Origin of the sequence: Microbacterium sp. 22195 (assembly GCF_052056515.1) — a bacterium.
Lineage (GTDB): Bacteria > Actinomycetota > Actinomycetes > Actinomycetales > Microbacteriaceae > Microbacterium.
Genome location: NZ_JBQEPE010000002.1, coordinates 436,636 through 462,922, shown reverse-complemented (window position 1 = coordinate 462,922; position 26,287 = coordinate 436,636). Strand labels below are relative to the sequence as shown.

The window sequence follows — 26,287 nt, the reverse complement described above, 5'->3', positions numbered from 1 at the left end:
CAGGATGACGGGAGCGGAACCGTGAACGCGACGCTGCGCGTGCTGCGCTACATCGCACCGAAGCTGGCGCAGTTCGTCTTCGTGGTGCTCGCGACGTACACCGTCGTGTTCCTCCTGATCACCTTCCTGCCCGGCGACCCCCTGCTCGCCGCGCTCGCCAGCAAGAGCGGCGGGGACACGATCGTCGACCCGGAGGCACTCGAGCGGCTCCGGCAGCAGTACGGTCTGGCCGGCACGCCCTGGGAGCAGTACTGGCATCGCCTCGGGATGCTGGTGCAGGGCGACCTGGGGATCTCGATCGCCACCGGCCAGCCGGTGGCGACGATGATCGCGCGGACGCTGCCGAACTCCGTGGAGATCGCCGTGATCGCCCTCGTGATCGCGATCGTGATCGCAGTGCTCTTCACCTTCCTCGCCTTCATCGCGCCGGTGCGCTGGCTGCGCAACCTGCTGCTGCAGATCCCGCCGTTCGGCGTCGCGATCCCGGCGTTCCTGACCGGTCTGCTGCTGATCAGCTTCTTCTCCTTCACTCTCGGCTGGCTGCCGTCCTCCGGCAGCCGCCAGCCGGGCAGCGCCATCCTCCCCGCGGTCACGCTGGCGCTGCCGGTCGGGGCCATCCTGTTCCAGGTGTTCTCGGCGGCCGTTCTCGAGGCGCAGGCGAGTCAGCACGTGTTCACGGCGGTGGCCAAGGGCGTGCCGCCGTGGCGGATCTTCACCGCGCACCTGCTGCGCAACGCGCTGCTGCCCACCATCACGGTGCTCGGCCTGACCATCGGATACCTCGCGGCGGGCACCGCCGTGGTCGAGACGGTCTTCTCGCGCGACGGCATCGGGCGGATGACGGTGAACGCCGTGCTCGCCCGTGACATCAACGTCATCCAGGGCATCGTGCTGATGATCGCCGCGGTCTATGCGACCGTGAACCTCGTGGTCGATCTGGCGTACGGCGTGATCGACCCCCGCACGCGGCGATCGGGAGGCCGGGCCGCGCGCGCGGCCCAGGCCGCGGAGACCCCGGAGGTGAACGCATGAGACTGCTCCGCCAGCCCGGATTCGTGATCAGCCTGCTCGTGCTGCTGCTGGTCGCCGTCGCGATCGTCGCGCCCTCGCTGCTGTCGACGCACGACCCGTACCTCTCGGTCCCCAAGGACCGGCTGCTGCCGCCCAGCGCCGAGTACCTCTTCGGCACCGACAACCTCGGCCGGGACCTGTACTCCCGTGTGGTGCACGGCACGGCGCTCTCCATCGTCTCGGCGGCGCTCGCGGTGGCGGTCGGTGTCGTCGTCGGCGGTCTGGTGGGGCTGGCGTCCGGATTCCTCGGCGGCCCCGTCGACTTCGCGATCATGCGGGTGGTCGACGTGCTCGTCGCGATCCCGGGCATCCTGCTCGCCCTCATCGTCGTCGCCACCCTCGGCTTCGGGCCGGTCTCGATCGGCCTCGGCGTCGGCCTGGGCGCAGCGGGCAGCTTCGCCCGCGTGATGCGCTCGCAGGTGCTGCGGGTGCGCAACGAGGAGTACGTCGAGGCGGCTCGCACCCTCGGCGCACGCGTGCCCGCCGTGGTGTTCCGGCACGTGCTGCCCAACGCGGCGCGCCCCGTCATCGCCGTCGCCGCGCTCGAGCTGGGCACGGCCATCCTGGGCGTCTCGGCGCTCACCTTCCTCGGCTTCGGCGCACCGCCGCCCGCACCCGAGTGGGGTGCGCTGTCGGCGGCCGGACGGGACTTCATCGCCGCGCAGCCGTGGCTCAGCATCATCCCGGGTCTCGTGATCCTGGCCGTGGTGCTGGCCGTGAACCGCGTGGCGCGAGCGATCGGAGGCGAGCGATGAGCGGGGCTCTGCTGCAGGTGGACGGCCTGCGCGTCGACTACAGCACGCGCGGACGCTGGAAGGAGGTCGTCCACGACATCTCCTTCGAGGTTCCCGCGGGCAAGGTGGTCGCACTCGTCGGCGAGTCCGGCTCGGGCAAGTCCACCGTGTCGCAGGCCCTGATCCGCCGCCTTCCCGAGAACGGCCGGATCACGGGCGGCTCCATCCGCTTCGCCGGCAACGACCTCGTGCGGCTGCCGGAGCGCGCGCTGCGGAAGATCCGCGGGGCGCAGATCGGCTTCGTGCCGCAGGACCCCGGATCGTCGCTGAACCCGCTCATGCGGGTGGGCGAGCAGATCGCGGAGACGCTGCGCATCCACCGGCGGATGCCGCGTGCCGCCGCGGCCGCGCGCGCCGTGGAGATCCTCGACGAGGTCGGCATCCCGGAACCGGCGCTGCGCGCTTCGCAGTACCCGCACGAGCTGTCCGGAGGCCTGCGCCAGCGCGCCCTGATCGGGATCGCGTGGGCGTGCGGACCGCAGTTCGTGATCGCGGACGAGCCGACCAGCGCCCTCGACGTGACGGTGCAGCGGCATGTGCTCGACCAGCTCGACGAGCTCGTGCAGCAGCACGGCACCGCCGTGCTGCTGATCACCCACGACCTGGCCGTGGCCGCCGATCGCGCCGACGAGATCATCGTGATGTACCAGGGCGAGATCGTGGAGCGCGGCGCGACCGCCGATGTGCTGAACGCGCCGACGCACGAGTACACCCGGCGCCTCGTCGCGGCGGCTCCCGGTCTGCGCGAGGGGCGGCTGGTCCCGCAGGTGCAGGCGAGCGAGGAGAGCGCGCTGTTCGCGACCTTCCGCGAGCGGGTGGCGGCGCAGGGCGTCGCGAACGGCGCCGGGGCGCGGCCCGACAGCATCCTCGAGGTGCGCGGCCTGGGCAAGTCCTACGGCGTCCGCGGCGGATCGTTCCTCGCCGCCGACGACGTCTCCTTCGCGGTCCCGCGGGGGAGGACGCTGTCGATCGTGGGCGAGTCGGGCTCGGGCAAGACCACGAGCGCGCGGATCGCGGCTCGGCTCGTGCAGCCGGATGCCGGCACCGTCCTTCTCGACGGCGAGGACATCACGCGTGCGACCGGCGAGCGTCTGCGTCAGCTGCGTCGGCGGATGCAGGTGGTCTACCAGAACCCGTTCGGGTCCCTCGATCCGCGGATGACGGTCGAGCGGATCGTCGCGGAGCCGCTGCGGTCGTTCCGCGTCGGCGACCGCGCCTCGCAGCGGGCGCTCGTCCGCGAGCTGCTCGAGCGGGTGCGCCTGTCGGCGGATCTGGCGGATCGGCGTCCCGGCGAGCTGTCCGGCGGTCAGCGGCAGCGCGTCGCCATCGCCAGGGCGCTCGCCATCGGCCCGGAGCTGATGATCCTCGACGAGCCCGTGTCGGCGCTGGACGTCTCCGTGCAGGAGCAGATCCTGCAGCTGCTCGTCGATCTGCAGGCCGAGTTCGGGCTGAGCTACCTGTTCATCTCGCACGACCTGGGCGTGGTGCGGCAGATCTCCGACCGCATCGTCGTGATGCAGAAGGGGCGGGTCGTCGAGAGCGGCGACGCCGCCGACGTGCTGGGCGTCCCGGCGCACGAGTACACCCGCGAGCTCATCGCGGCCATCCCCGGCAGCAGCGCCGTCTCCTAGCATCCCCGGCGCCCGAGCTGCTTGGCTCCCCCCCCGAACGTTTGAGCCCCCTGCCGATCGGCAGGGGGCTCATCCATGGGTGCGATCAGTACCGCAGCCCGTGGCCGAAGCGGAACGTGGGGTCCTCGGTGTCGAATGCGACATCCGAACGGCTCGCGACGACCGCGGCATCCGAGCGCGGCAGGTCGAAGGGCAGCGAGCCCTGCGGGCCCCGTTCTCCGAACAGCACCCGCAGCACGGCCTCGTCCGAGGCGCCGTAATCGGCGAGCACGGCGCGGGCCGACTCCTCCAGGCCGCCCAGCACGGCCGGGCGGTCGAGGTAGATGTCGATCACGGTCGGCACGGCCTCGGCGATCGCCGTCAGACGCGCATGCTCCTCAGCGGGGAACTCCAGCGACCCGGAGTGGAACATCGCCGAGAAGCCGCCGCGGTCCCTGTCCTCGAACGGCGCCTTGATGCGCAGGATCGCGACCTCGGCCTCCTCGGGTGTCTCGACGACGCTCGCGTACCCGGCGAGGGCTTCGGACGCCACGCCTTCTGCGTAGACCTTCGCGCCTCGGGTCAGCGGCAGGATACCGTCGGTGTTCGTGAGCAGCGTCAGCGAGTCGCTCTGCGCGTCCAGGCCCTCCTGCACGAAGTCCGCACGGCCGACGACGGCCTCGGCGTGCTCCTCGTCGACGAACGGATCGTCGAACAGTCCGAGGCGGAACTTCTCCCGCAGCAGGCGCCGCACCGAGACGTCGAGACGGTCCTCCGTCACCGCGCCCGAGGCGAGCAGCTCCAGCAGCACGTCGGTGCACAGCTCGCCGCCGAACTGGTCGATGCCGGCGTCCAGCGCCTTCACCATCCGCTCGGGTCGCGTGAAGTGCTCGACGCCCCAGGCCCGCGCCGGCATCGGCGTCCCCAGGATGTCGGCGTCGGTGAGCAGGCCCCAGTCGGTGCAGACGATGCCGTCGAAGCCGAGGCGGTCGCGCAGCAGCGTGGTCAGCACGTCCTTGTTGAAGCCGAAGCCGACCTCCTCCCAGTCGGTGCCGACCGGCTTGCCGTAGTACGGCATCATCTGGGTGGCGCCGGCCTCGATCGCCGCGATGAACGGACGCAGGTGGTACTCCTGCTCACCGCCGGGGTAGACCTGCTCCTTGCCCCACTCGAAGTGCGGGTCCTCGCCGTCGAGCTGCGGACCGCCGCCGGGGAAGTGCTTGACCATCGTCGAGACCGACTCCGCGCCCAGTTCGGCGCCCATGAACCCGCGGATGTAGCCGACCACGAGCTCGCTGGTCAGATCGGCGCTCTCGCCGAACGTGCCGTTGATCCGCGACCAGCGCGGCTCGGTGGCGAGGTCGATCTGCGGATGCAGTGCGACACGCAGCCCCACCGCGAGGTACTCCTGCCGGGCGATGTCGCCGAAGCGCTCGAGCCGCTCGGGCGAGGCGAGGGCGGCGAAGCCCAGCGTCTCGGGCCACTGCGAGAAGGGGCCGGCGAACATCGAGGTCAGGGGGTTGTCGCTGAACGCGTGCCGCGGGTCGGTGGAGAACGTGATCGGGATCCCGAGGCCGTCCTCGCGGGCGAAGCGCTGCAGCGCGTTGCTCCAGGCGGCGAACTCGCGGCCGCTGGGCGCCGAGCCGAGCAGGTTGAAGTGATTCATCCGGCGCTTGCGGATCATCGAGTGGGCCGAGGGCAGCCCGAACGTCGGGTTGCCCTCGGACGGGTCGCCGATGCCGACCATGGTGTGGAAGAGCATGCCGGCCTTGTCGGCGGCATCCATCCGGCTGAGCAGGTCCTCGACCCGCTGCTCGATGTCGAGCGCGGCGTCCTGGTACGGGAAGCGCACCTCGTTGATGGTCATCCGATCTCCTTACTTGGTGGCCTTGATGAACCAGACGCACACCGCGCCAGCGATGGACAGGACGATCCCGATGGGGAACAGGGCCGCATAGCCGAAGGCCAGCACGATCGCGCCGGCGATCCCCGGAGCGAATGTCTGGGGAAGGGTGGCGGCGATGTTCACGACGCCCAAGTCCTTGGCGAAGTTCTTCGCAGAGGGCAGCACCTGACTCATCAGGGCGGTGTCCACCGCCTGGAACATGCCGAATCCGAATCCGATGATCGCCGTCATGATGAGCCACGAGGTGAAGTTCGGCCACAGCCACGGAAGTGCGAGAGCGACGCCCATGACCACCGATGACCCGAAGACGAACGGCTTGCGGCGCCCCACCTTGTCGGAGATCGGACCCGAGATGATGGTCGCGACGATGGTGCCGACGAGTCCGATGATCCCGAGCAGCGGGATGACGGTCTCGGGCTTCGCGACACCGAGGTAGTCGCTGAGGATGTACAGCTGGTAGCCGGTGACGCCGAAGTAGCCCGTGTAGAGGAGCAGTCGTCCGGTGAAGGCCCAGAAGAAGTCGGGGTGCTTGATCGGGTTGACCCAGAAAGTGCTGAGGAAATCACCGAAACGGAACGGCTCCCGGGCGAAGTTCGTGCTCGGGTGGTCGGGGTTGAAGGCGACGAACAGCACGAGCACGATGAGGGCGAACCCGGCGAAGATGACGTACCCGGCGATCAGGCTGTTGAACAGCAGGGAGCCGATGACCTGGCCGCCCAGCGCACCCGCCATGAGGCCGATGCCGGAGAGGGCGGCGAACGTGCCTCGGCGGCCGACGGGAACCCGGTCCGGCAGCACCGCGCTCAGCGGGCCCTGGGCGATGTTGTAGCCGATCTGCACGAGGCACCAGGCGATCAGGATGCCGACGAAAGAGTTCGCGAACGCGAGTCCGCTGAGTGCGAGGCCACCGGCCACCGCGCCGATCAGGATCCACGGGGCGCGACGCCCGTACTTGGAGCGGGTGCGGTCGGAGATCTGTCCTGCGATGGGCTGCGCCAGGAGCGCGCACAGGGCGCCGATGGTCGCGATGATCGCGAAGGTCGCGACCTTCTGCTTCGGGTCGGGGTAGAGCAGCTCGATCTGGTGCGGCAGCAGGATGCCGGGCACCGCGCCCCAGATCACGAAGATCGCGAAGTTCGCCGGAATGATCCAGCCGAGCAGTCGTGGGAGACCCTTGATGGTCGCGGGCGGGTCGTCCTCGCCGGAGGCGGTGGCGACGAAGGTGGTCTCGGTGATCGGGGGACGCAGTTCGGGGGCGTCAGATGAAGTCGACGACATTGTCAGTCCTTGCGGGTATGGGCGGGTTCGGGTGGCCGGACGGGGTGCTCGGTTCCGATTGATGGCACGCTAGCATGAAAACCGGCACAAGTGTAGGTTTTCATTCGACGCCTACGATGGGACATCGATGACGACTGAACGCGGATACACCACCGGCCGGGCCCGGCGGGAGCAGATCATCGCGGCCGCGACCGCGCTCTTCGGCCGCGTCGGCTACAACAGTGCGACCATGCTCGAACTTTCCAAGATCTGCGACATCTCGCGGGCCGGTCTCGCGCACCACTTCCCCACCAAGGAATCGCTCATGGAGGCGGTGCTGGAGACGCGGGATCGCGAGGACCGCGAGCGGTTCCGCCGCAACGGGTCACAGGGGCAGGACGGCATCGGGATCCTGCGCGGCATGGTCGACCTCGCCCGGCACAACAGCGAGGTCGGCGGCATCATCGCGCTGTACGCCGTGCTGTCGGCGGAGTCGGCCGACCCGACTCACCCCGCGCACGACTACTTCGTCCAGCGCTATGCGCGGATCCGCTCCGGCACGGCGAAGGCCCTGCGGGATGCCAGGGCCGCGGGCTACCTCGCCGAGCACGTCGACGAGGAGCGCGCCGCCGCGGAGCTCACCGCCCTCATGGATGGCCTGCAGCTGCAGTGGCTGCTCGATCCGACGTCCGTCGACATGGCCGAGGCTGTGCGGCTCCGGATCGAGGAGCTGCTCGTGGTGCCCCTCGGCGGGGCCGACTAGCAGGAGCTCAGCGGGCGGCGTGCGCCAGGGCCCGCAGGGCCGGCAGCACGCGGTCGCGCTCCGGCAGCGGTGCGAGCTCGAGCGCCGACGCGACGCCGAGGGCGAGCACGGCGTGCCCGGCCGCGTTCGGGTGGAACGGGTCGCCCAGAAGTCCCCAGGCGATGTCGTTCACGTGGCCTCGGCCCATCTCGGCGAAGCGCGCGAACTGATCGATGAGGATCACGTCCTGCGCGGCCGCGACATCCCTGATGGCTTGGGCGAACTCGGCGATCCTGGCGCGCTCCGGGGCGTTGCGCACGTCGATCGCGGGCTGGGTCTGCAGCACGGGGATGGCGCCGAGGACGCGCACCCGTGCGACGAACTCGGTGACGGATGCTGCGAACTCGGCAGGCTCGATCACCGGGAAGACACCCGCGGTGGAGCAGTCGTTCGTGCCGATCATGAGCGTGACGACGTGCGGATGCCAGGCGGACACGCGCCGGTCGAAGTCCTCGAGCAGCTGCACGATGCGCCAGCCGCTGATGGCGGTGTCGATGATGACGTCCTGAACGCGGGACATGTCGCCGCGGATCAGCTCGTGCAGATGGTCGACGTAGTTGCGCGCGCCCTGGGTGTGGATGAGTCCGTGCGTGATGGAGTCGCCGGTGCACACCCAGTTCACGGGCGTGCCCTCGTCGAGCAGGGTGCGCAGGCGGGTCAGGTCAGTGGTCACGCGGATGCTCCTGTCGGGATGGTGCTTCCATCCTGGCGCATCCGGGCTGCGGGCCCCGCTGGGCACGCGACGTCACCAGTCGTGGACCGTGCCGTCGGCGAGGCGGTTGTAGGGCAGGTACGCCTGCTCGTACGGGTACTTCCCCGCCTCGTCCAGGTCGAGCTCCACGCCCAGACCGGGAGCGTCGCCGGGATGAAGCAGTCCGTCCTGCCAGGTGAACGACTGCTGGAACACCTGGTTCGTGCGCTCGCCGTGCTTCATGTACTCCTGGATGCCGAAGTTGTGGATCGACAGGCCCAGGTGCATCGCGGCGGCCATGCCGACCGGGGAGATGTCGGTCGGCCCGTGCATGCCCGACTTGATCTGGTACATCGCCGCATACTCGAGGGTCTTCTTCAGCGGGCTGATGCCGCCCATGTGGGTGACCGCGCCGCGCACGTAGTCGATCAGCTGCTCGCGGATGATGTCCTTGAAATCCCACACCGTGTTGAAGATCTCGCCGATCGCGAGCGGGGTGGTGGTGTGCCGGCGCACGAGGCGCAGCGCCTCCTGGTTCTCGGCGGGGGTGCAGTCCTCCAGCCAGAACAGGTCGTAGGGCTCGAGCTCCTTGCCGAGCTTGGCGGCCTGGATCGGCGTCATGCGGTGGTGGCCGTCATGCAGCAGCGGGAGCTCGGGGCCGAACTCGTTGCGCACCGCCTCGAAGACGCCGGGAAGATGACGCAGGTAGGCGCGGGTGTCCCAGTCCTCCTCCACCGGCTTCGCGCCGCGGCGTGCGGGCTCGTGGTCGTAGCGCTCGTCTCCGCCGCCGGTTGCGGCGGACTGCGACGCGATGCCGTAGATCGCGTTCAGTCCGGGGACTCCGGTCTGGATGCGGATGGCGCGATAGCCCTGCTCGAGGTGGTCGCGCACCGAGTCGAACAGCGAGGGCAGGTCGGTGCCGGACGCGTGGCCGTAGGCGAGCAGGCCCGTGCGGGACGCCCCGCCGAGCAGCTGGTACAGCGGCATCCCGGCCTGCTTGGCCTTGATGTCCCACAGCGCCATGTCGACGGAGGCGATCGCGGCCATCGTGACGGGTCCGCGGCGCCAGTACGCCGAGCGGTAGAGGAACTGCCAGGTGTCCTCGATCCGGTTCTCGTCGGAGCCGATCAGCAGCGGGACGACGTGGTCGCGCAGGTACGAGACCACGGCGAGCTCGCGGCCGTTGAGGGTCGCATCGCCCAGGCCGGTCACGCCGTCGGAGGTCGTGATCTTCAGCGTCACGAAGTTGCGGTTCGGGCTGGTGACGATCACCTCGGCCTTGTCGATGGTCATGGATTCTCCGGATGCTGAGGGCACGCTGCTGCGCGCGTCGGTGCTGGCATCGACATGAAACCATGGATCATCACAGTAAGGCAATCGGTTGCCAATACTACGCCATGCGAGCCAGCTGATCGCGCCCCACCCGGTGCTGCAGCGGCAGGCCCTGCGCGAGTCGTCCGAGCTCGTCCGCGACCAGCCTTCCCATCGCGCCGCGGTCGTCGCCCATCGAGCCCGCGACGTGCGGCGTGAGCTCGATGTTCGCCAGCTCCCAGAGCTCCGAATCGGCTGCCGGCGGCTCGGCCACGGTGACGTCCAGCTGCGCCGTCAGATCGGGGCGCCGGCGCAGCACGTCCACCAGGGCCTGCTCGTCGATCAGACCGCCGCGGGCGGTGTTGATGAGCACGGCGCCCTGCGGCATCCGCTCCAGCAGTTCGCGACCGATCATCCCGGTGGTCTCCGGCAGCAGCGGGGCGTGCAGGCTCACCACGTCCGACCGCTCGAACAGCTCCTCCAGGGTGACCAGGGTCGCACCGAGCGACGCCGCCAGGGCGGCATCCGCGAACGGGTCGTGCGCGAGAACGGTGAGTGCGCTCCCGCGCAGCCGCTCCGCCACCCGCCGACCGATCTCGCCCAGCGCCCACAGCCCGACGGTCCGGCCCGTCGTGCCGTGCGCGGCGTGCGCGGCCGAGAGGTTACGGCGCTCGCGGTACAGCCGCCGGGATGCCGCGACGCCGCGTGCGGCGAGCACGATCTGCGCGGCCGTGAGCTCGGCGACCGGCTCGGCGTTGGCCGCGGCGGCCGAGACGACCTCGATGCCGCGATCCCAGGACGCGTCGGTGACGATGTGCTTGACCGAACCGGCGGCGTGCAGCACGGCCTTCAGGCGCGGGGCGCGGGCGAGCAGCTCGGCGTCGATGACCGGCGCGCCCCACCCGGTCAGCAGCACGTCCACGTCCCTCAGAGCATCGGGGTCGCGCGAGAGCTGCTCGGCGGTGATCGGGGGCAGATCCACTCGTGCGGCGCGGGCGATCGCGGCCAGCGCATCGGCCGGATAGACGTCGTCGCGACGCCGTTCCTCCATGACGAGACGCGCACGGATGCGAGGATCTTCTTCGGCCACGATGCCTCCAGGAATCGAGTTGTGGGGAGCCAGACATCGGATCAATTGTTGACAGTGTCCGCGACCCTAGGTTAGATTCGCGAACAGCGTCTTGCAAAGTGGCAAGCGTTTGCCAACCCGGAGAGAGTCCCATGCACACAAGGATGAAAGCAGCCGCACTGATCGGCATCGCCACGCTGGCCCTCGCGGGCTGCTCCAGCGCCGCACCCGGCGGCACGGGAGGAACGAACGTCAAGCAGGACGAGAAGGCCACCCTCGAGATCTGGACCCGCACCACCCCCGGCAGCCCCAGCGAGGCCGCCACCAAGCGTCAGGTCGAGGCCTTCGAGAAGGCCACAGGCTACAAGGCCGAGGTCACCGCGATCTTCGACGACTTCGAGATCAAGCTCGCCCAGCGCGCCGGCCAGAAGGACCTGCCCGACATCGTGCTCAACGACGTCAGCCAGCTCGGCACGATGCAGTCGCAGGGCATCCTCCGCGAGATCGACCTCAAGGAGATCAAGAACTCCAAGGACCTGACCCCGCAGGCCCTCAAGGCCGGCAAGGCCGTGGACGGCAAGACCTACGGCATCCCCTACTCCGCCCAGGCCAACGCCCTCCTCATCCGCAGCGACTGGCTGCAGAAGCTGGGCCTGAAGGCGCCGACCACCTGGGACGAGATGGAGCAGGTCGCCAAGGCCTTCACCGAGAACGACCCCGACGGCAACGGCAAGAACGACACCTACGGTCTGGCGGTGCCCGGCTCGACCAAGCGCGGATACGCGTCGTGGTACTTCTCGAACTTCCTGTGGGCCGCGGGCGGCGACTTCATCACCGGCTCCGGCGACAAGTGGCTGCCGGCGATGACCTCGGATGCCGCGGTCGAGGCCACCACCTGGTTCCGCGACCTGCAGTGCAAGGCCGGCGTGGTGCAGCCCGGCGCGCCCAGCATGGACACCCCGCCGACCAATGAGGCGTTCGAGTCCGGCATCGCCGGCATGTACGTCACGGGGCCGTACATGATGCCGCGCTTCGACAAGGTGCTCGGCGCCGACAAGTACGAGGTCGTCCCCGCGCCCAAGGGTCCGAAGGACTCCGCGGTGCTCGCCGAGGGCGGCACGGTCTACCTGATGGCGGGATCCGAGAACGTGAAGGGCCAGACGGCCTTCGCCGACTGGTACGTGAGCCCCGAGTCGCAGAAGTTCGGCATGGAGGGCACGGATGCCTTCGCCATCCAGCTCCCGGTGAACGAGAAGGTGAAGGTCTCGGACGTCCGCGACGACGCACGCTGGACGGTCTTCCAGGACGCCTACCAGAAGAGCGGCCACTACGCCCCGACGATCCCGAGCTGGACCCCGGTGCGCCAGATGAGCGCCGACACCATCAACGCCCTTCTCGCCGACTGCTCGCTCGACGTGAAGGACGAGCTCACCAAGCTCGACGGCAAGCTGACCGCCGAGCTCCTGACGCAGGGGATCCTCAAGCAGTGACCATCGACACGGCCGACGCCGCCACCGCGGCCGACGCTTCCCGGCAGGCGGCGGGGGCCCTCGCGTCCCTGCCGCCCGCCCGGCGGCGCCGCCGCCATCGAGTCCAGGGCCAGTGGTGGGTGCCGTGGGCGTTCCTCGCCCCCGCGCTCCTGCTGTTCCTGATCTTCCGCTACATCCCCATGGGGCAGGCCATCGGGATGTCGGTGGAGAACGTGCGCCCCTACCTCGGCAACGAGTACGTAGGGATGCAGAACTACCAGACGATCCTCGCGTCGCCCGACTTCCGCGACGCGGCCGTCAACACGCTCATCCTCGCGGTCGGTCAGACCGCCGGATGCCTGCTGCTGGGCTTCCTGCTCGCGCTGCTGCTCGAGGGGCAGACCCGCAAGCTGTCGTTCATCCGCTCCGCGGCCTTCCTCCCCGTCGTCGTCCCGATGGCCGTGGTCGCCGAGCTGTGGCGGATCATGTACCACCCGTCGCCGAACGGGTTCCTGAACTCGATCATCGCGTTCATCGGCCTGGGCCCCAGCGACTACATCAACAGTCCCGACTCGGCCATGTGGTCGATCATCCTGATGGGCGTCTGGCGCGGCGGTCCCTACGACATGATGATCATCCTGGCGGGGCTCGCCGGCATCGACCGCGGTCTCTACGAGGCCGCCACCGTCGACGGCGCCAACCGCTGGCAGCGCATCGTGCACGTCACGCTGCCGGGGCTGCGCCCGGTGTTCACCATCCTGTTCATCCTGGCCGCCATCCGCGGCTTCCGGGTGTTCACCGAGGTGTACCTGATGACCAACGGCGGGCCGAACGGCGCCACCGAGGTCGTGATGACGCTGCTCTACAAGCTCGGTCTCGAGCAGCAGAAGCTCGGCGTCGGATCGGCGGGCGCGGTGCTCCTGTTCCTCGCCACCCTCGTGCTGACCCTCGCGGTGCAGCTCCTGATGCGGAAGAAGAAGGACGCATGAGCGCCGGAACCGATACCGCTCTCGGACTCACCGAGAGCCGCACCGTCGTCGGCATCGGCGTGAAGGTCGTGCTCTACGCCCTCGTCGTCGCGCTGTTCGCGGGTCCCCTGCTGGCCCTGCTCTCCGGTGCGTTCAGCGAGGTCTCCGACCCCACCGAGCTCAGCCTCGTGCCCACCCGGCCGACGCTGGAGAACTTCTCGGTCGCCTTCGACTTCGGCGTGCTCGGCTACCTGATGAACTCGTTCTTCGTGGTGGGCTTCGGCCTGCTCATGCAGGTGGTCGTCTCCGTGCTCGCCGGGTACGCCCTCGCCCGCAAGAGGTTCCGCTTCTCGGCTCTGGCCCTGGTCGCGATCCTCGCGACGATGATGCTCCCCGATGAGATCCTGGCCCTGCCGCTGTCGATCCTGCTGGCCGACCTGCCGCTGCTGCACATCAACCTGATGGGCACTCTCGCCGGCATGATCGTGCCGATCGGCGCCTGGGCGTTCTCGATCCTGGTGATGACCGAGTTCATGAAGGACGTCCCCCTCGAGCTCGAGGAGGCGGCGCGCATCGACGGCGCCAGCGAGCTGCGCGTGTTCGCGCAGATCATCGTGCCGCTCTGCAAGCCGGCGCTCGGCGTGATCGGCGTGTTCGGCTTCACCATGATCTGGGACCAGTACCTGCTGCCGCTGCTGGTGTCGACCTCCAGTGCCACGTACACGCTGCCCCTCGCGCTGCGCACGCTGCGCATCGAGCCCGAGGTCACCCCCGGCGTCGTGATGGCCGCGTCGCTGCTGGCGCTCGCGCCGTCGGTGATCGTGTTCCTGCTGTTCCAGCGCTCGTTCGCCCGCGGGCTCACCTCGGGCGCGCTGAAGGGCTGACGCGGTGGTCGAGCTGCAGGGTGTCGTCGGCTTCCGCGACGTGGGCGGGATCCCCGCCGAGCGCGGGATGATCCGCACCGGACGTCTGTTCCGGTCGGGTCATCTCGCGGCGACGGATGCCGACGGTGCGGCGCTCCTGCGCGACGCCGTCGCGCACATCGTCGACCTGCGGTCGGACGAGGAGGCGCAGGCGGATGCCACTGCCGTGGCCGGCATCCGGATCACCCGTCTCCCGCTGTACCTCGGCTCCACCCGGTCGTTCTTCGAGCAGGACTTCAGCCTGGGGGAGATCTACGCGCACCTGCTCGCCGAGTCGTCGGCGCAGCTGGTGGATGCCGTGCGCGTCATCGCGGCCGGCGAGCCGACGCTCGTGCACTGCACGGCGGGCAAGGACCGCACGGGCGTCGTGATCGCGCTGGCGCTCGCGGCCGTCGGCGCGGAGCGGGATGCCGTCGTCGCCGACTATGCGCGCACCGCCGACCTCATCCCCGAGGGCCACCGCCGCGCCACCTCCGAGCGCCTGGCGCGGACGTACCCGCAGTCGCGACACGCCTGGATGCTCGCCACCGAGTCCCCCGCCGAGGTCATGGCGCAGACACTGACCGAACTCGATGCGCGCTGGGGATCGGCATCCGCCTACCTGCGCGCGCACGGCCTGACCGACGACGAGCTGGCGGCGCTCGGCGCCGCGCTCGTCGAGCCCATCCCGGCATCCGACCCCGTCCCCACCCGAGGAGCTCACGCATGACGGCATCCGCCGCAGAGATGGCCTGGTTCACCGAGGCGCGCCTCGGCATGTTCGTGCACTGGGGGCTGTACTCGCTCGCCGCGCGGCACGAATGGGTGAAGAACCGGGAGCGGATGACGGATGCCGACTACGAGCGGTACCGCGAGCACTTCGATCCCGACCGCTACGACCCGCGTGCCTGGGCTCGCACCGCGAAGGCGGCCGGCGCCGGCTACGTCGTGCTCACCGCGAAGCACCACGACGGCTTCTGCCTGTGGGACTCGAAGCTCACCGACTACACCGTGATGAACACGCCCTACGGGCGCGATGCCGTGGCGGAGTTCGTCGTGGCGTGCCGCGCCGAAGGGCTGCGCGTGGGCATCTACTACTCGCTGATCGACTGGCACCACGAGGCCTTCCCGGTCGACGGCACGCACCCGCAGCGCGACGACGAGGAGTTCAAGGCGGCCACCGCCGATCGCGACGTGCGCGACTACCAGCCGTATCTGCACGGCCAGGTGCGCGAGCTGCTCACGGAGTACGGGCGCATCGACTACCTGTTCTTCGACTTCTCGTACACGCACCGCGCGGACTACTGGGGCGGCAAGGGCGCGGATGACTGGGATGCCGAGGGTCTGATGGCGCTGATCCGCGAGTTGCAGCCGCACGTGATCGTGAACGACCGGATGGGCATCCCGGGCGATATCGTCACACCCGAGCAGTACCAGCCGCTCGAGCCGATGCGCCGCGACGGCGTGGAGGTGCCGTGGGAGGCGTGCCAGACGCTCAACGGCAGCTGGGGTTACGACCGCGACAACCTCGACGTGAAGAGCCCGGAGTCGCTCATCCGCCTGCTGATCGACGGCGTCTCGAAGAACGGCAACCTGCTGCTGAACGTCGGGCCGGACGGGCGCGGGCGCATCGACCGCACCGCGCAGCGCACCTTCGACGAGATCGCCGCCTGGATGGACGACCACGCCCGGTCGATCCACGGCGCGGGGCCCGCCCCGTGGCAGGCGCCCACCGGTACGCGCTACACGCTGCGCGGCGACCGGCTGTACGTGCATCTGTTCGACTGGCCGTTCAAGCACCTGCACCTGCCGGGGCTCGCCGGGAAGGTCGGGTACGCGCAGCTGATGTCGGATGCCTCGGAGCTGGTGCCCGTGCACATCGACCCGAACCGTCCCGCCCAGAACACCCTGATGGGCGGCCTGCCCGAGGGCACGTACACGCTGCAGCTCCCCGTGCAGCGACCTGACACCCCCGTCCCCGTCGTGGAGCTGTTCCTGACCGAACCTGACTGACCCGTCGTCCGGGTGCCTGAGCCCGGGTGCTCGCCCGGCTCCTGAGCGAGCGGAGCGAGACGAAGGACCACCCCGGTCGCCTTGACCGAGACCGCCGCCGGCGGTCTCCTCGGCGACCCCTCGAAGAGGAGGAAACAATGAAGAGAAGGACGTTCATCCTGTCGGCCATGGCCGGTGCCGCGACTGCCGTGGTCGGTGCGCAGGCCGCCGGCGCCTCGGTGCTCGGCGTCGGCCCGGCCGCATCCGGGGTCGTGCCGATGCTCCCGGGCGTCGGACCGTACTCACGCGCGTCCTCGCTGGCCGAGCTGCGCGCGGCGATCGCCGCCGCTCCCGAGGGCGGGACGATCATCGTCGCGAACGGCACCTACGCCGTGCCGGACGGGGCGCCGATCGACCTGACCGGTGTCGGAGGACGGTGGAACAAGCCGCTGATGATCACCGCGGAGTCGATCGGCGGGGTCACGTTCACGGGGGCGGAGAGCTTCCGCTTCGGCGGCACGCACGACCTCGTGCTGCGCGGCTTCGTCTTCACCCAGTCGACCACGTTCGAGCTGCCGGCGGACTGCCAGTCGATCACCCTCAGCCGCAACGACTTCCGGCTGGCCGACATCGAGGGCCTGCTCTGCGTGATGGTGCGCGCGGACGACACGGTCGTCGAGTACAACCACTTCCACAGCAAGTCCACGCTCGGCGTCCTCCTCGGGGTGGAGGGCGCCGGCAGCACCGAGATGGCGCAGAACGTGCACATCCACCACAACTACTTCAGCGACCACACCTTCGCCGGGGACAACGGCGGCGAGCCGATCCGCCTGGGCGTGAGCCCGCGGGCGCTGAGCAGTGCGCACGCGATCGTCGAGCACAACCTGTTCGAGCGATGCAACGGCGACCCCGAGGCTATCTCGGTCAAGTCCAGCGACAACATCATCCGGTACAACACCATCCGCGACAGCGGCGGCGGCATCGTGCTGCGGCACGGCAACCGCAACCGCGTGGAGTCGAACCACATCATCCGCGGTCTGCGCGGCATCCGCATCTACGGCAACGACCACGTGATCGTGAACAACTACATCGGCGAGACCGCCGACACGGCGTTCGTGCTGGGCGCGGGCACCGAGCGGGACCACTACGAGGGCGAGCCCGCGGCCTCGCGCAAGAAGAACGACGCGGCCGATCGCGTGCACATCGCGCTGAACACGGTCTACGGCAACGCGGGCGGCATCTCCTGCGAGACGCACCGGCCCGTCACGCCGATGGACTGCGTGATCGTCGACAACATCTTCCAAGGCGACGCGGGCACGCTGAGCGAGGTCGCGAACTCGATCGGCTTCACCTGGGCGGGCAACCTGTTCTGGGGTGCTGCGCCGGACGGCGACATGCCGGCCTCCGGCTTCACCCGTGTGGACCCGAGGCTCGCGAAGGATGCCGACGACGTGTGGCGCATCGGCCCCGGGAGTGCGGCGGCGGATGCCGCGACGCGTGACCACCGGGCCGTGGTGCGCGACGACATCGACGGCCGTCAGCGCCTCGGGGCGGCAGATGTCGGAGCCCACGAGCTGAGCATGGCGGCACCGCGTCGCAGCCCGCTCGTGGCGGCCGAGGTCGGCCCCCTCGCGCGCTGAATTGGCAAGCGGTTGCCGCACGGGACGGGTCTCGCGCGGCAACCGCTCCGCGTGTCCCACAAGTGGCGGGTGTGCGGGCATCCGTCCCGCCGTTTGTGGGACGGGCCGCGGTGCGTGTCGCAGTAGTGGTGGGTGCGGCGTCCTGCGACCCGCCACTGCTGGGACATGCTGCGGCGCGGGTCGCCGCGGGGCGCGTCAGGCGGCGGGGCCGGTGGAGCCGCGCACGACCAGGGTGGTCTCGAGGTCGAAGCCCACGTACGGGGCTGCGTCGCCCGCCACTCGTGCCAGCAGGGCCGACAGGGCGTGGTCACCCGCCTCGCGCAGCGGCGACTTCACGGTCGTGAGCGAGGGCGAGGTGAAGTCCGCGCCGAAGATGTCGTCGAAGCCGATCACGCTGAGGTCGGCGGGAATGCGGATGCCGGTCTCGACCAGCTCCTGCATCAGGCCGATCGCGATCAGGTCGTTGTAGGCGACCACGGCCGTCGCACCGCTGTCGCGTGCGGCGCGTGCGGCGCTGCGGCCGCCGGCGACGGTGGGGGCCACGGGGTCGAGCGCGATGAGGTCGATGTGCGCCCACTCGCAGCGCTGGGCGAGCAGCTCCCCGCGTCGCCGCGCCATCCACGACAGGGCGGGTCCCGGCAGGTACGCGATCCGCGAGTGGCCCAGGCCGCGCAGGTGACGCACGGCCTCGGCGATGCCGTGCTGGGCGTCTGGGACGACCGAGAGCACGTCCTCCACCTGGCGGTTGACCACGGCGACGTGCTTCTGCCCGGCGAGGGCGCGGATGTGCTCGTCGGGCATGCGCGGCGTGGCCAGGAGCAGGCCGTCGACCATGCGCAGCATCCGCTCGGCGCGCTCGTACTCGCGCTCGTCCGACTCCTCCGACTCGGTGAGCACCAGGGTGTATCCGGCGCGGGTGGCAGCGGTCTCGGCGCCGCGGACCACGTCGAAGAACACCGGGTTCGTGATGTCGGAGACCACCAGGCCGATGATCGAAGTGCGTCCGGTGGGCAGCGCACGCGCCATCGGATTCACCTGGTAGTGCAGGGTTTCGGCGGCGGCGCGGATGCGGCGCTCGGTGGCGGCGCTGACGCGTCCCGGACGGTTCAGCGCGCGCGAGACCGTGGAGGGGTTCACGCCGGCGAGGCGGGCGACGTCGTAGATCGTCGCGCTCTCACCGGGGCGCACGTGCTCGCCCGCGGGCGCGCCCGTCGCGGCGTCGACGGTCTCGTCGTCGGCCATCGTCAGCTCCTCACTGCGCCGGCGCGCGGAACCGCGCCGGCGGACATCTCCCCCAGCCTACGGATCTCGCGCTCGATCGCCGCACGCATCGCGGCGGCGACATCGGCATCGTGCCCGGTGAGAAGGGCGTCGAGCGGATGCCCGGATGCTCCGCTCCACCGCATCCACGCGGCGATGGCGGATGCCGGTGCCGACACGCTCGCGCCGGTGCGCACGGCATGCGCGAGCACGGGGACCACGCGATGCCGCAGCTTGATCTCGCCATCCAGGGCGATCTGCGCCAGCGCGTGCCGGATCCGGGGGTTCGCGAACCTGCGGCGGGTCGCGTCGATCGCCTCGTCGAGCTCGTGCCCGGGCAGCGCGCAGCTGTCCGCCGCGGCGACCCAGTACTCCTCGACCTGCTCGCGCACTGCCGGATCGGCGAAGGCGCCGGCCACGTGCTCGTGCCCGGAGAGCAGGCCGCGGTACGCCAGCAGCGAGTGGGCGCCGTTGAGGATGCGCAGCTTGCGCTCTTCGTAGGGCGCGAGGTCGTCGGTCAGGCGCACGCCCGCGCGCTCCCAGTCGGGGCCGGTGAAGCCGCGCTCGATGATCCATTCCGAGAACGGCTCGGTGACGACGGCCGCCTCGTCGCGGAAGCCGGTGGCGCGCTCCACGGCGTCGATGTCGGCGGGCACCGTGCGCGGCGTGATCCGGTCGACCATGGAGGAGCGAAAGCCCACGTTCGCGTCGATCCAGGCGGGCAGTGCGGGGTCGAGCTCGGCGGCGGCCTGCAGTACGACCGTGCGAGTGATCGCGCCGTTGCCCGGCAGGTTGTCGCAGCTGATGACGGTGAGCGACCCGGCATCCGCCGTGCGTCTGGCCGCCAGCGCGGTGGCCAGACGCACGGGGGCCGTCGTGAGCGCGGCATCCGCTCCGCTGTGCGCCACCCGCAGGTCGGCGGCGACGGCGGCGTCCGTCAGGTCGAGGTTCCCGTGCGCATCCGAGCGGTACCCCGCCTCGGTGACGGTCAGGGTGATGAGCCGGGTGTACGGCGCGGCGACGGCGCGCTCCCAGGCGGGTCGGTCTGCGCCGTCGTGGGCGGAGCGGATGCTGTCGATCCGCTCGAACTCGTCGCCGTCGGGGCCGCGGGTGATCAGCGTGTAGACGCCGCCGGATGCCTGCAGCAGCCGCGCCTGCTCGGGGGAGCGCCCGGTGAACGCGACGATGCTCCACGGGTCGTCGGAGGTGGAGGCGCGATGCGTGTACCAGGCCTGATGCGCGCGATGGAAGGCGCCGACGCCGAGGTGCACGATGGTCGATCCGCGGTGCCGATCCGGTCGCTCAGTCATACCCGCCCTCCCCGCGCTTCGAACCGTTTCGAGACGCCCGATGCCCATCCTAATGGCAAACGGTTGCCAAGTCGGAGGATGACCGGTAACGTGCAACCAGGCGCGCGGCCCGCCGCCGCCGTGCACGACCCAGAAGGACCTCATGCTCAGCACCAAGATGCACCCCGACCGCCTGCTTCCCAGCGATCCCTCCACCCGCGGCGTCGCCCGTGAGCTCTACCGGCGGGTCGCCGATGCCCCGATCGTGTCCCCGCACGGGCACGTGCCGGCTTCGCTGCTCGCCGAGGACCGGCCCTTCGCCTCGCCCACCGAGCTGCTGCTCACCGGCGATCACTACGTGACCCGGGTGCTGCACGGGGCGGGGATCTCGCTCGGCGGCGTGCAGGCGCCCGCGGGGGAGCCCGCCGTCGACCCGCGGGAGGCCTGGCGGGTGCTCGCCGCGAACTGGCACCTGTTCCGCGCGAGTTCGGTGCAGTACTGGTTCGAGTACCAGCTCAGCGAGCTGTTCGGCATCGACGAGCGGCTGACGGCCGACACCGCGGATGCCGTCTACGACCGCATCGCCGAGCTGCTGACCGACGACGCGTACCGCCCGCGCGCGCTGTTCGAGCGCTTCGGGGTCGATGTGCTCGCCACCACCGACGACCCGGCAGCCGATCTCGCCGACCACCTGGCGCTCGCCGCCGATCCGACCTTCACCGGGCGGGTGCTGCCGACCTTCCGCGCCGACCGCGCCATGGACCCGTCCGCCCCGGGCTGGCTCCCCGCGCTGGAGCGCCTGGCCGTGGCATCCGAGATCTCCTGCGGCACGTACGCCGGCCTGCTCGAGGCGCTCCGCGCGCGCCGGGCCTGGTTCCGTGCAGCCGGCGGCACCGCGACCGACACCGGGGTGCCGGATGCCTGGGCCGTGCCGCTGCCCGCGGGCGAGGCCGAGCGCATCCACGCCGCAGGGCTCCGCGGCGAGGCGACCCCGGAGGAGGGCACCGCCTACCGGCGCGACATCCTCTACCGCCTGATCGAGATGTCGGCGGAGGACGGCATGGTGATGCAGCTGCATCCGGGCATCCACCGCAACCACCACGTGCCCACGCTGCGGCGCTTCGGGGCCGACACCGGCCACGACCTGCCGGTGCCGATGACCTACACCGAGCCGCTGCGTCGCGCGCTCAACGACTTCGGCACGGGCACGCAGCTGCGCCTGGTGCTGTTCACGGTGGACGAGACCTCGTTCTCGCGCGAACTGGCGCCGATGGCGGGCTTCTACCCCAGCGTGTACGTGGGTGCCCCCTGGTGGTTCCTCGACACCCCGGATGCCATCGAGCGCTACCGTCGCGCGATCACCGACAGTGCCGGCTTCGCGAAGACCTCGGGCTTCATCGACGACACCCGCGCGTTCTGCTCCATCCCCGCCCGGCACGACATGGCCCGCCGCGTGGATGCCGGATACCTGGCGTCGCTGGTGGTCACGCACCGCCTCACCGAGGAGGATGCCGCCGAGATCGCCGACGACCTCGTGCGCCGCGTGCCGTACGAGACGTTCCGCATCCCGCGGGAGTGACCCGGTCTCGCCCGGTGGCCTGTCCGGTCCGTTGCACTCCGGGGGCCGACAGGCCACATTTCGGACGTTTCCCGCGAAATCGTCCGCGATCTGGCGTGTCGGCCCCCGATCTGTGCCTGCCCCGATCCGTGGGCGAGCGCGATTCGGCCTCAGGCCCCGGCCTTCTCCGCGCACGGCACGCACAGCTCCGCCGAGGGCCTGGCTTCCAGGCGTCCCTCCGGGATCGGCCTGCCGCAGGACGCGCAGATGCCGTACGTTCCGGCATCCCAGCGCTGCAGCGCCTCGTCGAACTGCCGCACCTCCAGGTCAGCGGCTTCCGACAGCGCGGTCAGCCGCGACCACTCCGACGACAGGGTCACGCCCTCCGGGTCGTGCTCATCGTCGTCGTTCGAGTCCTGACGGTCGTGCACGAGCACGGCCAGAGCGGATGCCGCGGAGGCGGCGCGCGCGACGGCATCCGCTCTCCGTGAGACGAGCGCCTCGCGACTGATCCGGCTCATCGACTCACAGTAGCGTGAGGGGTGGAAGGGGAGGCAGGATGGCACGACGAGGCGCGGAGCTGCCGCCGACGGCGCGGATGGCGTGGTCGCGCAGCATCGCGGATGCCGTGATCGCCGCCGCCTCTGCGGGTGGGATCGGCATCGCGCTCAGCTGCGTGATCATGCTCATCGCCGCGCTGGGCGGTGCGTCCGATGCCCTGCAGCCGATCGCGCTCGGCATCCTCGCCGTCAGCGCGATCGCCGCGGCGCTCTTCTCGGCGCTGCTCGGGCCCGCGCTCGCGGCCGTGAACCTGGCGCGGATGCGCATGTATCTCGGAGCCGTGCCCGGGTCCGGCCCGCTGCGCAACGCCGTCGAGTTCCGTGGGCAGGCGAGCTCTGCGCCGCTGTTCCCGCTGCAGGTGACGCTGGTCTGCGTCGCCGGGGCCGGGGCGCTCGCGGCGGTCGTCTCCGGGATCCTCTGGTCGCAGGAACCGGACGCTGCCTACCGTGGCGCGACACTCTGCTGCATCGCGCTCGTCGTGCTGGCCGTGCTCGGCGTCCTGATCTGTCGCGGCATCACGCGGAGTCGGATCGCGTCGGTGCTCGCCGACCTGCCTGCGGGGTCGGTCGGGCAGCGCGATGCGGACGAGACGATCCTGGCGGACACCCGCGAGAACCGCCGCCTGCTCGCCGCCCGCGCTCGCCGGCTGAGCACCCCGCTCGACCGGGCGCGGTCCGCGGCCGGCTGGTGCCTGGCCGCCGCCGTCGTCGGCGTCGGCGCGACGGGCCGGCTCCGTCACGACCCGATCTGGTCGTGGCTCGCCGTCGCGACCGCGGTGCTCGCGGCAGCGTGCGTGGCCGCGCTGATCGCGCTGCACCTCGCCCGCTGGACGCAGCTCACCCGTCTGCCCGGTGTGCTCCGCGGGTCGCCGACCGATGCCGAGCGGGAGCGCGGCCGTTCGCTCACGCGTGACCTGCGCGATCAGATGATGGCGACCATGATCCTGTGGTCGCTCACGGCCTTCGCGGGCATGGGGCTCGTCCTCGGTGGGGACGTGGCCGCTGCGAGTTCCGGACGAGCCCTCGGCCTTCTGGGGATCCTCGCGCTCTGGGCTGCGGGGCTGTCGCTGCTCACCTGGCTGCGGCTGCGACTGGAGCGCCTCGGTCCGCTCCTGCGCGAGGAGTTCGGCTACGACGTGCCGGTGCGCACGGCATCAGGCGACTCGTCGCCAGGGCCCGTCTGACCGGACCGTTCGAGCACAGTGATCAGCCGGTCGATGATGCCGGCCATGTCGACGTCGGGCTCGATCATCCACTGCAGCTGCAGCCCGTCGGAGACGGCCTGGATGACGCGCGCGAGCGTCTCGGGGTCGAGGCTCGCGCCCGGTGCGGAGGGGACGGCGTCTGACATCAGCGCGCGCAGCCGTGCGTTGCGCTCCAGGAAGTAGTCGTGCGCCGGATGCGCGGGATCGACGGCGTCCACGGCGAGCCGGGAGAACAGCTCGACCAGCCCCGGCACCTCGGTGTTGTGCCGGACGGTGCGGATGAACCCCGCGCGGGCATCGTCGCTGCCGTCCTCGGCGCGGAGGCCGTCGCGCTCGTCGCGACGGCGCAGCACGGCGGTGAACAGCTCCTCCTTGGTGCCGAAGTAGTGCAGCAGTGCGGCCGGGGTCACGCCGACCTCGGCGGCGATGCCTCGCAGCGACGCGTTCTGGTAGCCGTCGCGGCCGATCACATCGAGGGCGCTGTCGAGGATCTCCTCACGGCGGGCGATGCCCTTCGCGTACGAACCTCTGCGTGCCACGCCCCGAGCCTAATCCTGAACAGTGGTTGATTTCCAGAAATTGAAGGTCGTATAGTTTTCGCATGACAGCGACGTCGCCATGGACGTCCCCATGGAAGGAACGGGCATGACCGAAGCATCCGATCTCACTCTCGAGGAGAAGGCCTCGCTCACCAGCGGTGCGGACTTCTGGACCACCAAGGCCGTCGACCGCCTCGGCGTGCCCTCGATCATGGTCACCGACGGCCCGCACGGCCTGCGCAAGCAGGCCGGCGCCAGCGACCACCTCGGCATCGCCGACAGCGTGCCAGCCACCTGCTTCCCGCCCGCCGTCGGCATCGGCTCGTCCTTCGACCCGGAGCTGATCGAGCGCGTCGGCGCGGCGATCGGCGTCGAGGCGGCGATCGAGGACGTCGCCGTCGTGCTCGGCCCCGGCATCAACATCAAGCGCTCGCCGCTGTGCGGCCGCAACTTCGAGTACTTCTCCGAGGACCCGATCGTCTCGGGCGTGCTCGGCGCGGCATCCGTCCGCGGCATCCAGGCGCAAGGAGTGGGCACCTCGCTCAAGCACTTCGCGGCCAACAACCAGGAGCACGACCGCATGCGCTCCTCGAGCGACGTCGACCCGCGTCCGCTGCGCGAGATCTATCTGCGCGGCTTCGAGCGGGTGGTCAAGGATGCTGCGCCCTGGACGGTCATGTGCTCCTACAACAAGCTCAACGGTGTGTGGACCAGCGAGGACCCGTGGCTGCTGACCAGCGTGCTGCGCGACGAGTGGGGCTTCGACGGGCTGGTCGTCTCGGACTGGGGAGCGGTCAACGACCGCATCGCCGGCATCGCCGCCGGTCTCGACCTGGAGATGCCCGCGTCGGGCGGGCGGACGGATGCCCAGCTCGTCGCCGCCGTGCAGGCCGGTGAGCTCGACGAGAAGGTGCTCGACGTCGCGGCGTCGCGCGCGCTGCAGCTGGTGCGCCGTGCCGGGGAGCGTCCGGCGGTCGCCGGTCCCCTCGACGTCGACGCGCACCACGCGCTGGCCCGCGAGGCCGCCGGCCGCTCGATCGTGCTGCTGAAGAACGAGGGCGGCGTCCTGCCGCTCGCGCCGTCGCAGAAGGTGGCGGTGATCGGCGCCTTCGCCAGCGAGCCCCGCTTCCAGGGCGCGGGCTCGTCGCTGATCAACCCGACCCGTGTGGACGCCGCGCTCGACGCGCTCCGTGAGGTCGGCGGGGATGCTGTGTCCTACGCGCCCGGCTTCGCCGTGAAGGGCGGAGCGGTCGCCGCGTCCGGTCGTTCGGCCGACGACCTGCGCGACGAGGCGGTCGCCGTCGCGGCGTCGGCCGAGGTCGCCGTGGTCTTCCTGGGGCTGCCCGCCTCGCAGGAGTCGGAGGGCTTCGACCGCGAGCACATCGACCTTCCGGCCGAGCAGCTCGCCGTGCTGGATGCCGTGGTAGCCGCGAACCCGAAGACGGTGGTCGTGCTCTCCAACGGCGGCGTGGTGGCGCTGCCCTTCGCCGACCGCGTGCCGGCGATCGTCGAGACCTGGCTGCTCGGCCAGGCCGGCGGCGGTGCGGTCGCCGACGTGCTGTACGGCGCGGTGAACCCGTCCGGCAAGCTGACCGAGACGGTGCCGGTGCGCCTGGAGGACAACCCCTCGTACGGAAACTTCCCGGGCGAGTTCGGCCACGTCCGCTACGGCGAGGGGCTGCTGGTCGGCTACCGCTGGTACGACGCGAAGGGCCTGCAGGTCACCTACCCGTTCGGGCACGGCCTGTCGTACACGACGTTCGAGTACGGCGACGCCGCGGCATCCGTCTCCGCCGACGGCGACATCGTCGTGACGCTGGACGTGACCAACACCGGCGACCGCGACGGCCGCGAGGTCGTGCAGGCGTACACGTCGCTGCCCGGCTCGGTCGTGCAGCGCGCCCCGCGCGAGCTCAAGGCGTTCGCGTCGGTGGCCGTCGCCGCCGGTGAGACTGTGCCGGTCGAGCTGGTCATCCGCCGCGAGGACCTGACGTACTGGGACGTGCGGGTCGACCGCTTCGTGGTCGAAGGCGGCGAGTACGTGATCGAGGTCGGCGCGTCCAGCCGAGACATCCGCTCCTCGGCGACGGCCGTCCTCGAGGGTGACACGGTGCGCCTGCCGCTGGACATGAACTCCTCGATCGGCGAGGTGATGGCGCACCCGTTCGCCGGTCCCATCGTGCAGCAGGCGCTGGCGGGGCTCGCCGAGCCGCAGGACGCCGCGGGCGCCTCGATGATGGAGGGTGACGGCATGGAGAAGATGATGGCGTCGTTCCCGATCGGGCGCATCGTCGGATTCCCCGGCATCCCGGTGACCCGCGAGCAGATCGAGCAGCTGATCGCCGGAGCGAACGCGCAGGGCTGATCCCCGCGCCCTCGTCCGGGAGGACTTCT

General features: G+C 70.6%; 22 protein-coding genes. 13 read left to right on the top strand and 9 right to left on the bottom strand.

Annotation, left to right across the window (positions count from 1 at the left end):
- Nucleotides 1–21 precede the first annotated feature (21 nt).
- From ACTJJ4_RS10285 to ACTJJ4_RS10275, 3 genes are read left to right on the top strand one after another with little or no spacing between them, the layout of a single operon-like run.
- The gene (locus ACTJJ4_RS10285) at nucleotides 22–1,032 is read left to right on the top strand and encodes an ABC transporter permease (RefSeq protein WP_440943214.1); all 1,011 of its coding nucleotides are present in this window, start codon (nucleotides 22–24) and stop codon (nucleotides 1,030–1,032) included.
- A complete protein-coding gene (locus ACTJJ4_RS10280) occupies nucleotides 1,029–1,826 on the top strand; it encodes an ABC transporter permease (RefSeq protein WP_285631310.1) in 798 nt (265 codons plus the stop codon). Before ACTJJ4_RS10285 ends, ACTJJ4_RS10280 begins: the two co-directional genes overlap by 4 nt.
- Entirely contained in the window at nucleotides 1,823–3,496 is a 1,674-nt protein-coding gene (locus ACTJJ4_RS10275; protein ID WP_440943213.1) for a dipeptide ABC transporter ATP-binding protein, read from the top strand. Before ACTJJ4_RS10280 ends, ACTJJ4_RS10275 begins: the two co-directional genes overlap by 4 nt.
- A gap of 85 nt (nucleotides 3,497–3,581) precedes the next feature.
- On the opposite strand, the gene ACTJJ4_RS10270 is transcribed toward ACTJJ4_RS10275, so the two are convergent.
- Together ACTJJ4_RS10270 and ACTJJ4_RS10265 are read right to left on the bottom strand one after the other, a co-directional pair.
- The gene (locus tag ACTJJ4_RS10270) at nucleotides 3,582–5,342 is read right to left on the bottom strand and encodes a glycoside hydrolase family 3 protein (RefSeq protein WP_440943212.1); all 1,761 of its coding nucleotides are present in this window, start codon (nucleotides 5,340–5,342) and stop codon (nucleotides 3,582–3,584) included.
- 9 nt (nucleotides 5,343–5,351) lie between these two features.
- On the bottom strand, nucleotides 5,352–6,659 hold the full coding sequence (locus ACTJJ4_RS10265; protein ID WP_440943211.1) for an MFS transporter: 1,308 nt from the start codon (nucleotides 6,657–6,659) through the stop codon (nucleotides 5,352–5,354).
- A 127-nt stretch (nucleotides 6,660–6,786) separates the two neighbouring features.
- Between ACTJJ4_RS10265 and ACTJJ4_RS10260 the strand changes: the two genes are divergently transcribed.
- The gene (locus tag ACTJJ4_RS10260; protein ID WP_440943210.1) at nucleotides 6,787–7,401 is read left to right on the top strand and encodes a TetR/AcrR family transcriptional regulator; all 615 of its coding nucleotides are present in this window, start codon (nucleotides 6,787–6,789) and stop codon (nucleotides 7,399–7,401) included.
- A 7-nt stretch (nucleotides 7,402–7,408) separates the two neighbouring features.
- Here ACTJJ4_RS10260 and ACTJJ4_RS10255 read toward each other — a convergent pair whose 3' ends face one another.
- The 3 genes from ACTJJ4_RS10255 to ACTJJ4_RS10245 all read right to left on the bottom strand — a co-directional run bounded on the left by ACTJJ4_RS10255 (nucleotide 7,409) and on the right by ACTJJ4_RS10245 (nucleotide 10,532).
- Entirely contained in the window at nucleotides 7,409–8,113 is a 705-nt protein-coding gene (locus tag ACTJJ4_RS10255; RefSeq protein WP_440943209.1) for an SGNH/GDSL hydrolase family protein, read from the bottom strand.
- 72 nt (nucleotides 8,114–8,185) lie between these two features.
- Nucleotides 8,186–9,424 (bottom strand): D-mannonate dehydratase ManD, encoded by a 1,239-nt coding sequence (gene manD, locus ACTJJ4_RS10250; RefSeq protein ID WP_440943208.1) that lies wholly within the window; start codon nucleotides 9,422–9,424, stop codon nucleotides 8,186–8,188.
- A gap of 97 nt (nucleotides 9,425–9,521) precedes the next feature.
- Entirely contained in the window at nucleotides 9,522–10,532 is a 1,011-nt protein-coding gene (locus tag ACTJJ4_RS10245; protein WP_440943207.1) for a hydroxyacid dehydrogenase, read from the bottom strand.
- Nucleotides 10,533–10,675: 143 nt separating this feature from the next.
- Between ACTJJ4_RS10245 and ACTJJ4_RS10240 the strand changes: the two genes are divergently transcribed.
- The 6 genes from ACTJJ4_RS10240 to ACTJJ4_RS10215 all read left to right on the top strand — a co-directional run bounded on the left by ACTJJ4_RS10240 (nucleotide 10,676) and on the right by ACTJJ4_RS10215 (nucleotide 17,482).
- Complete coding sequence (locus ACTJJ4_RS10240) at nucleotides 10,676–12,001, top strand: ABC transporter substrate-binding protein (RefSeq protein ID WP_440943206.1); 1,326 nt, start codon at nucleotides 10,676–10,678, stop codon at nucleotides 11,999–12,001.
- Nucleotides 11,998–12,969 (top strand): carbohydrate ABC transporter permease, encoded by a 972-nt coding sequence (locus ACTJJ4_RS10235; RefSeq protein ID WP_440943205.1) that lies wholly within the window; start codon nucleotides 11,998–12,000, stop codon nucleotides 12,967–12,969. Before ACTJJ4_RS10240 ends, ACTJJ4_RS10235 begins: the two co-directional genes overlap by 4 nt.
- The gene (locus ACTJJ4_RS10230; protein WP_440943204.1) at nucleotides 12,966–13,832 is read left to right on the top strand and encodes a carbohydrate ABC transporter permease; all 867 of its coding nucleotides are present in this window, start codon (nucleotides 12,966–12,968) and stop codon (nucleotides 13,830–13,832) included. Before ACTJJ4_RS10235 ends, ACTJJ4_RS10230 begins: the two co-directional genes overlap by 4 nt.
- A gap of 4 nt (nucleotides 13,833–13,836) precedes the next feature.
- Complete coding sequence (locus ACTJJ4_RS10225; protein WP_440943203.1) at nucleotides 13,837–14,580, top strand: tyrosine-protein phosphatase; 744 nt, start codon at nucleotides 13,837–13,839, stop codon at nucleotides 14,578–14,580.
- On the top strand, nucleotides 14,577–15,863 hold the full coding sequence (locus tag ACTJJ4_RS10220) for an alpha-L-fucosidase (protein WP_440943202.1): 1,287 nt from the start codon (nucleotides 14,577–14,579) through the stop codon (nucleotides 15,861–15,863). The genes ACTJJ4_RS10225 and ACTJJ4_RS10220 overlap by 4 nt, the downstream gene beginning before the upstream one ends.
- 137 nt (nucleotides 15,864–16,000) lie before the next feature.
- Complete coding sequence (locus tag ACTJJ4_RS10215) at nucleotides 16,001–17,482, top strand: polysaccharide lyase 6 family protein (protein WP_440943201.1); 1,482 nt, start codon at nucleotides 16,001–16,003, stop codon at nucleotides 17,480–17,482.
- Nucleotides 17,483–17,677: 195 nt separating this feature from the next.
- On the opposite strand, the gene ACTJJ4_RS10210 is transcribed toward ACTJJ4_RS10215, so the two are convergent.
- The gene (locus ACTJJ4_RS10210; RefSeq protein WP_292698965.1) at nucleotides 17,678–18,724 is read right to left on the bottom strand and encodes a LacI family DNA-binding transcriptional regulator; all 1,047 of its coding nucleotides are present in this window, start codon (nucleotides 18,722–18,724) and stop codon (nucleotides 17,678–17,680) included.
- Between the two features lie 2 nt (nucleotides 18,725–18,726).
- Entirely contained in the window at nucleotides 18,727–20,052 is a 1,326-nt protein-coding gene (locus tag ACTJJ4_RS10205) for a mannitol dehydrogenase family protein (RefSeq protein WP_440943200.1), read from the bottom strand.
- Between the two features lie 142 nt (nucleotides 20,053–20,194).
- Here ACTJJ4_RS10205 and uxaC point away from each other — a divergent pair, with 142 nt between their 5' ends.
- Nucleotides 20,195–21,610, top strand: a complete 1,416-nt coding sequence (uxaC, locus tag ACTJJ4_RS10200) for a glucuronate isomerase (protein WP_440943199.1) — start codon at nucleotides 20,195–20,197, stop codon at nucleotides 21,608–21,610.
- A gap of 149 nt (nucleotides 21,611–21,759) precedes the next feature.
- On the opposite strand, the gene ACTJJ4_RS10195 is transcribed toward uxaC, so the two are convergent.
- Nucleotides 21,760–22,110, bottom strand: coding sequence for a TraR/DksA family transcriptional regulator (locus ACTJJ4_RS10195; RefSeq protein ID WP_440943198.1), 351 nt, complete (start codon nucleotides 22,108–22,110; stop codon nucleotides 21,760–21,762).
- A 38-nt stretch (nucleotides 22,111–22,148) separates the two neighbouring features.
- On the opposite strand from ACTJJ4_RS10195, the gene ACTJJ4_RS10190 reads away from it, so the two are divergent.
- Nucleotides 22,149–23,333, top strand: coding sequence for a hypothetical protein (locus ACTJJ4_RS10190; protein ID WP_440943197.1), 1,185 nt, complete (start codon nucleotides 22,149–22,151; stop codon nucleotides 23,331–23,333).
- Here the strand turns inward: ACTJJ4_RS10190 and ACTJJ4_RS10185 are convergent.
- Nucleotides 23,279–23,893, bottom strand: coding sequence for a TetR/AcrR family transcriptional regulator (locus ACTJJ4_RS10185; protein WP_440943196.1), 615 nt, complete (start codon nucleotides 23,891–23,893; stop codon nucleotides 23,279–23,281). The two genes, ACTJJ4_RS10190 and ACTJJ4_RS10185, sit on opposite strands and share 55 nt — an antisense overlap.
- A 106-nt stretch (nucleotides 23,894–23,999) precedes the next feature.
- Here ACTJJ4_RS10185 and ACTJJ4_RS10180 point away from each other — a divergent pair, with 106 nt between their 5' ends.
- Entirely contained in the window at nucleotides 24,000–26,258 is a 2,259-nt protein-coding gene (locus ACTJJ4_RS10180) for a glycoside hydrolase family 3 C-terminal domain-containing protein (RefSeq protein WP_440943195.1), read from the top strand.
- Nucleotides 26,259–26,287: the final 29 nt, after the last annotated feature.

Coding starts and splice junctions, on each gene's coding strand:
- ACTJJ4_RS10180 (WP_440943195.1), top strand. CDS start 24,000: ATGACCGAAGCATCCGATCTCACTCTCGAGGAGAAGGCCTCGCTCACC.
- ACTJJ4_RS10240 (WP_440943206.1), top strand. CDS start 10,676: ATGAAAGCAGCCGCACTGATCGGCATCGCCACGCTGGCCCTCGCGGGC.
- uxaC (WP_440943199.1), top strand. CDS start 20,195: ATGCTCAGCACCAAGATGCACCCCGACCGCCTGCTTCCCAGCGATCCC.
- ACTJJ4_RS10280 (WP_285631310.1), top strand. CDS start 1,029: ATGAGACTGCTCCGCCAGCCCGGATTCGTGATCAGCCTGCTCGTGCTG.
- ACTJJ4_RS10260 (WP_440943210.1), top strand. CDS start 6,787: ATGACGACTGAACGCGGATACACCACCGGCCGGGCCCGGCGGGAGCAG.
- ACTJJ4_RS10230 (WP_440943204.1), top strand. CDS start 12,966: ATGAGCGCCGGAACCGATACCGCTCTCGGACTCACCGAGAGCCGCACC.
- ACTJJ4_RS10215 (WP_440943201.1), top strand. CDS start 16,001: ATGAAGAGAAGGACGTTCATCCTGTCGGCCATGGCCGGTGCCGCGACT.
- ACTJJ4_RS10195 (WP_440943198.1), bottom strand. CDS start 22,110: ATGAGCCGGATCAGTCGCGAGGCGCTCGTCTCACGGAGAGCGGATGCC.
- ACTJJ4_RS10275 (WP_440943213.1), top strand. CDS start 1,823: ATGAGCGGGGCTCTGCTGCAGGTGGACGGCCTGCGCGTCGACTACAGC.
- ACTJJ4_RS10220 (WP_440943202.1), top strand. CDS start 14,577: ATGACGGCATCCGCCGCAGAGATGGCCTGGTTCACCGAGGCGCGCCTC.
- manD (WP_440943208.1), bottom strand. CDS start 9,424: ATGACCATCGACAAGGCCGAGGTGATCGTCACCAGCCCGAACCGCAAC.
- ACTJJ4_RS10265 (WP_440943211.1), bottom strand. CDS start 6,659: ATGTCGTCGACTTCATCTGACGCCCCCGAACTGCGTCCCCCGATCACC.
- ACTJJ4_RS10205 (WP_440943200.1), bottom strand. CDS start 20,052: ATGACTGAGCGACCGGATCGGCACCGCGGATCGACCATCGTGCACCTC.
- ACTJJ4_RS10210 (WP_292698965.1), bottom strand. CDS start 18,724: ATGGCCGACGACGAGACCGTCGACGCCGCGACGGGCGCGCCCGCGGGC.
- ACTJJ4_RS10190 (WP_440943197.1), top strand. CDS start 22,149: ATGGCACGACGAGGCGCGGAGCTGCCGCCGACGGCGCGGATGGCGTGG.
- ACTJJ4_RS10270 (WP_440943212.1), bottom strand. CDS start 5,342: ATGACCATCAACGAGGTGCGCTTCCCGTACCAGGACGCCGCGCTCGAC.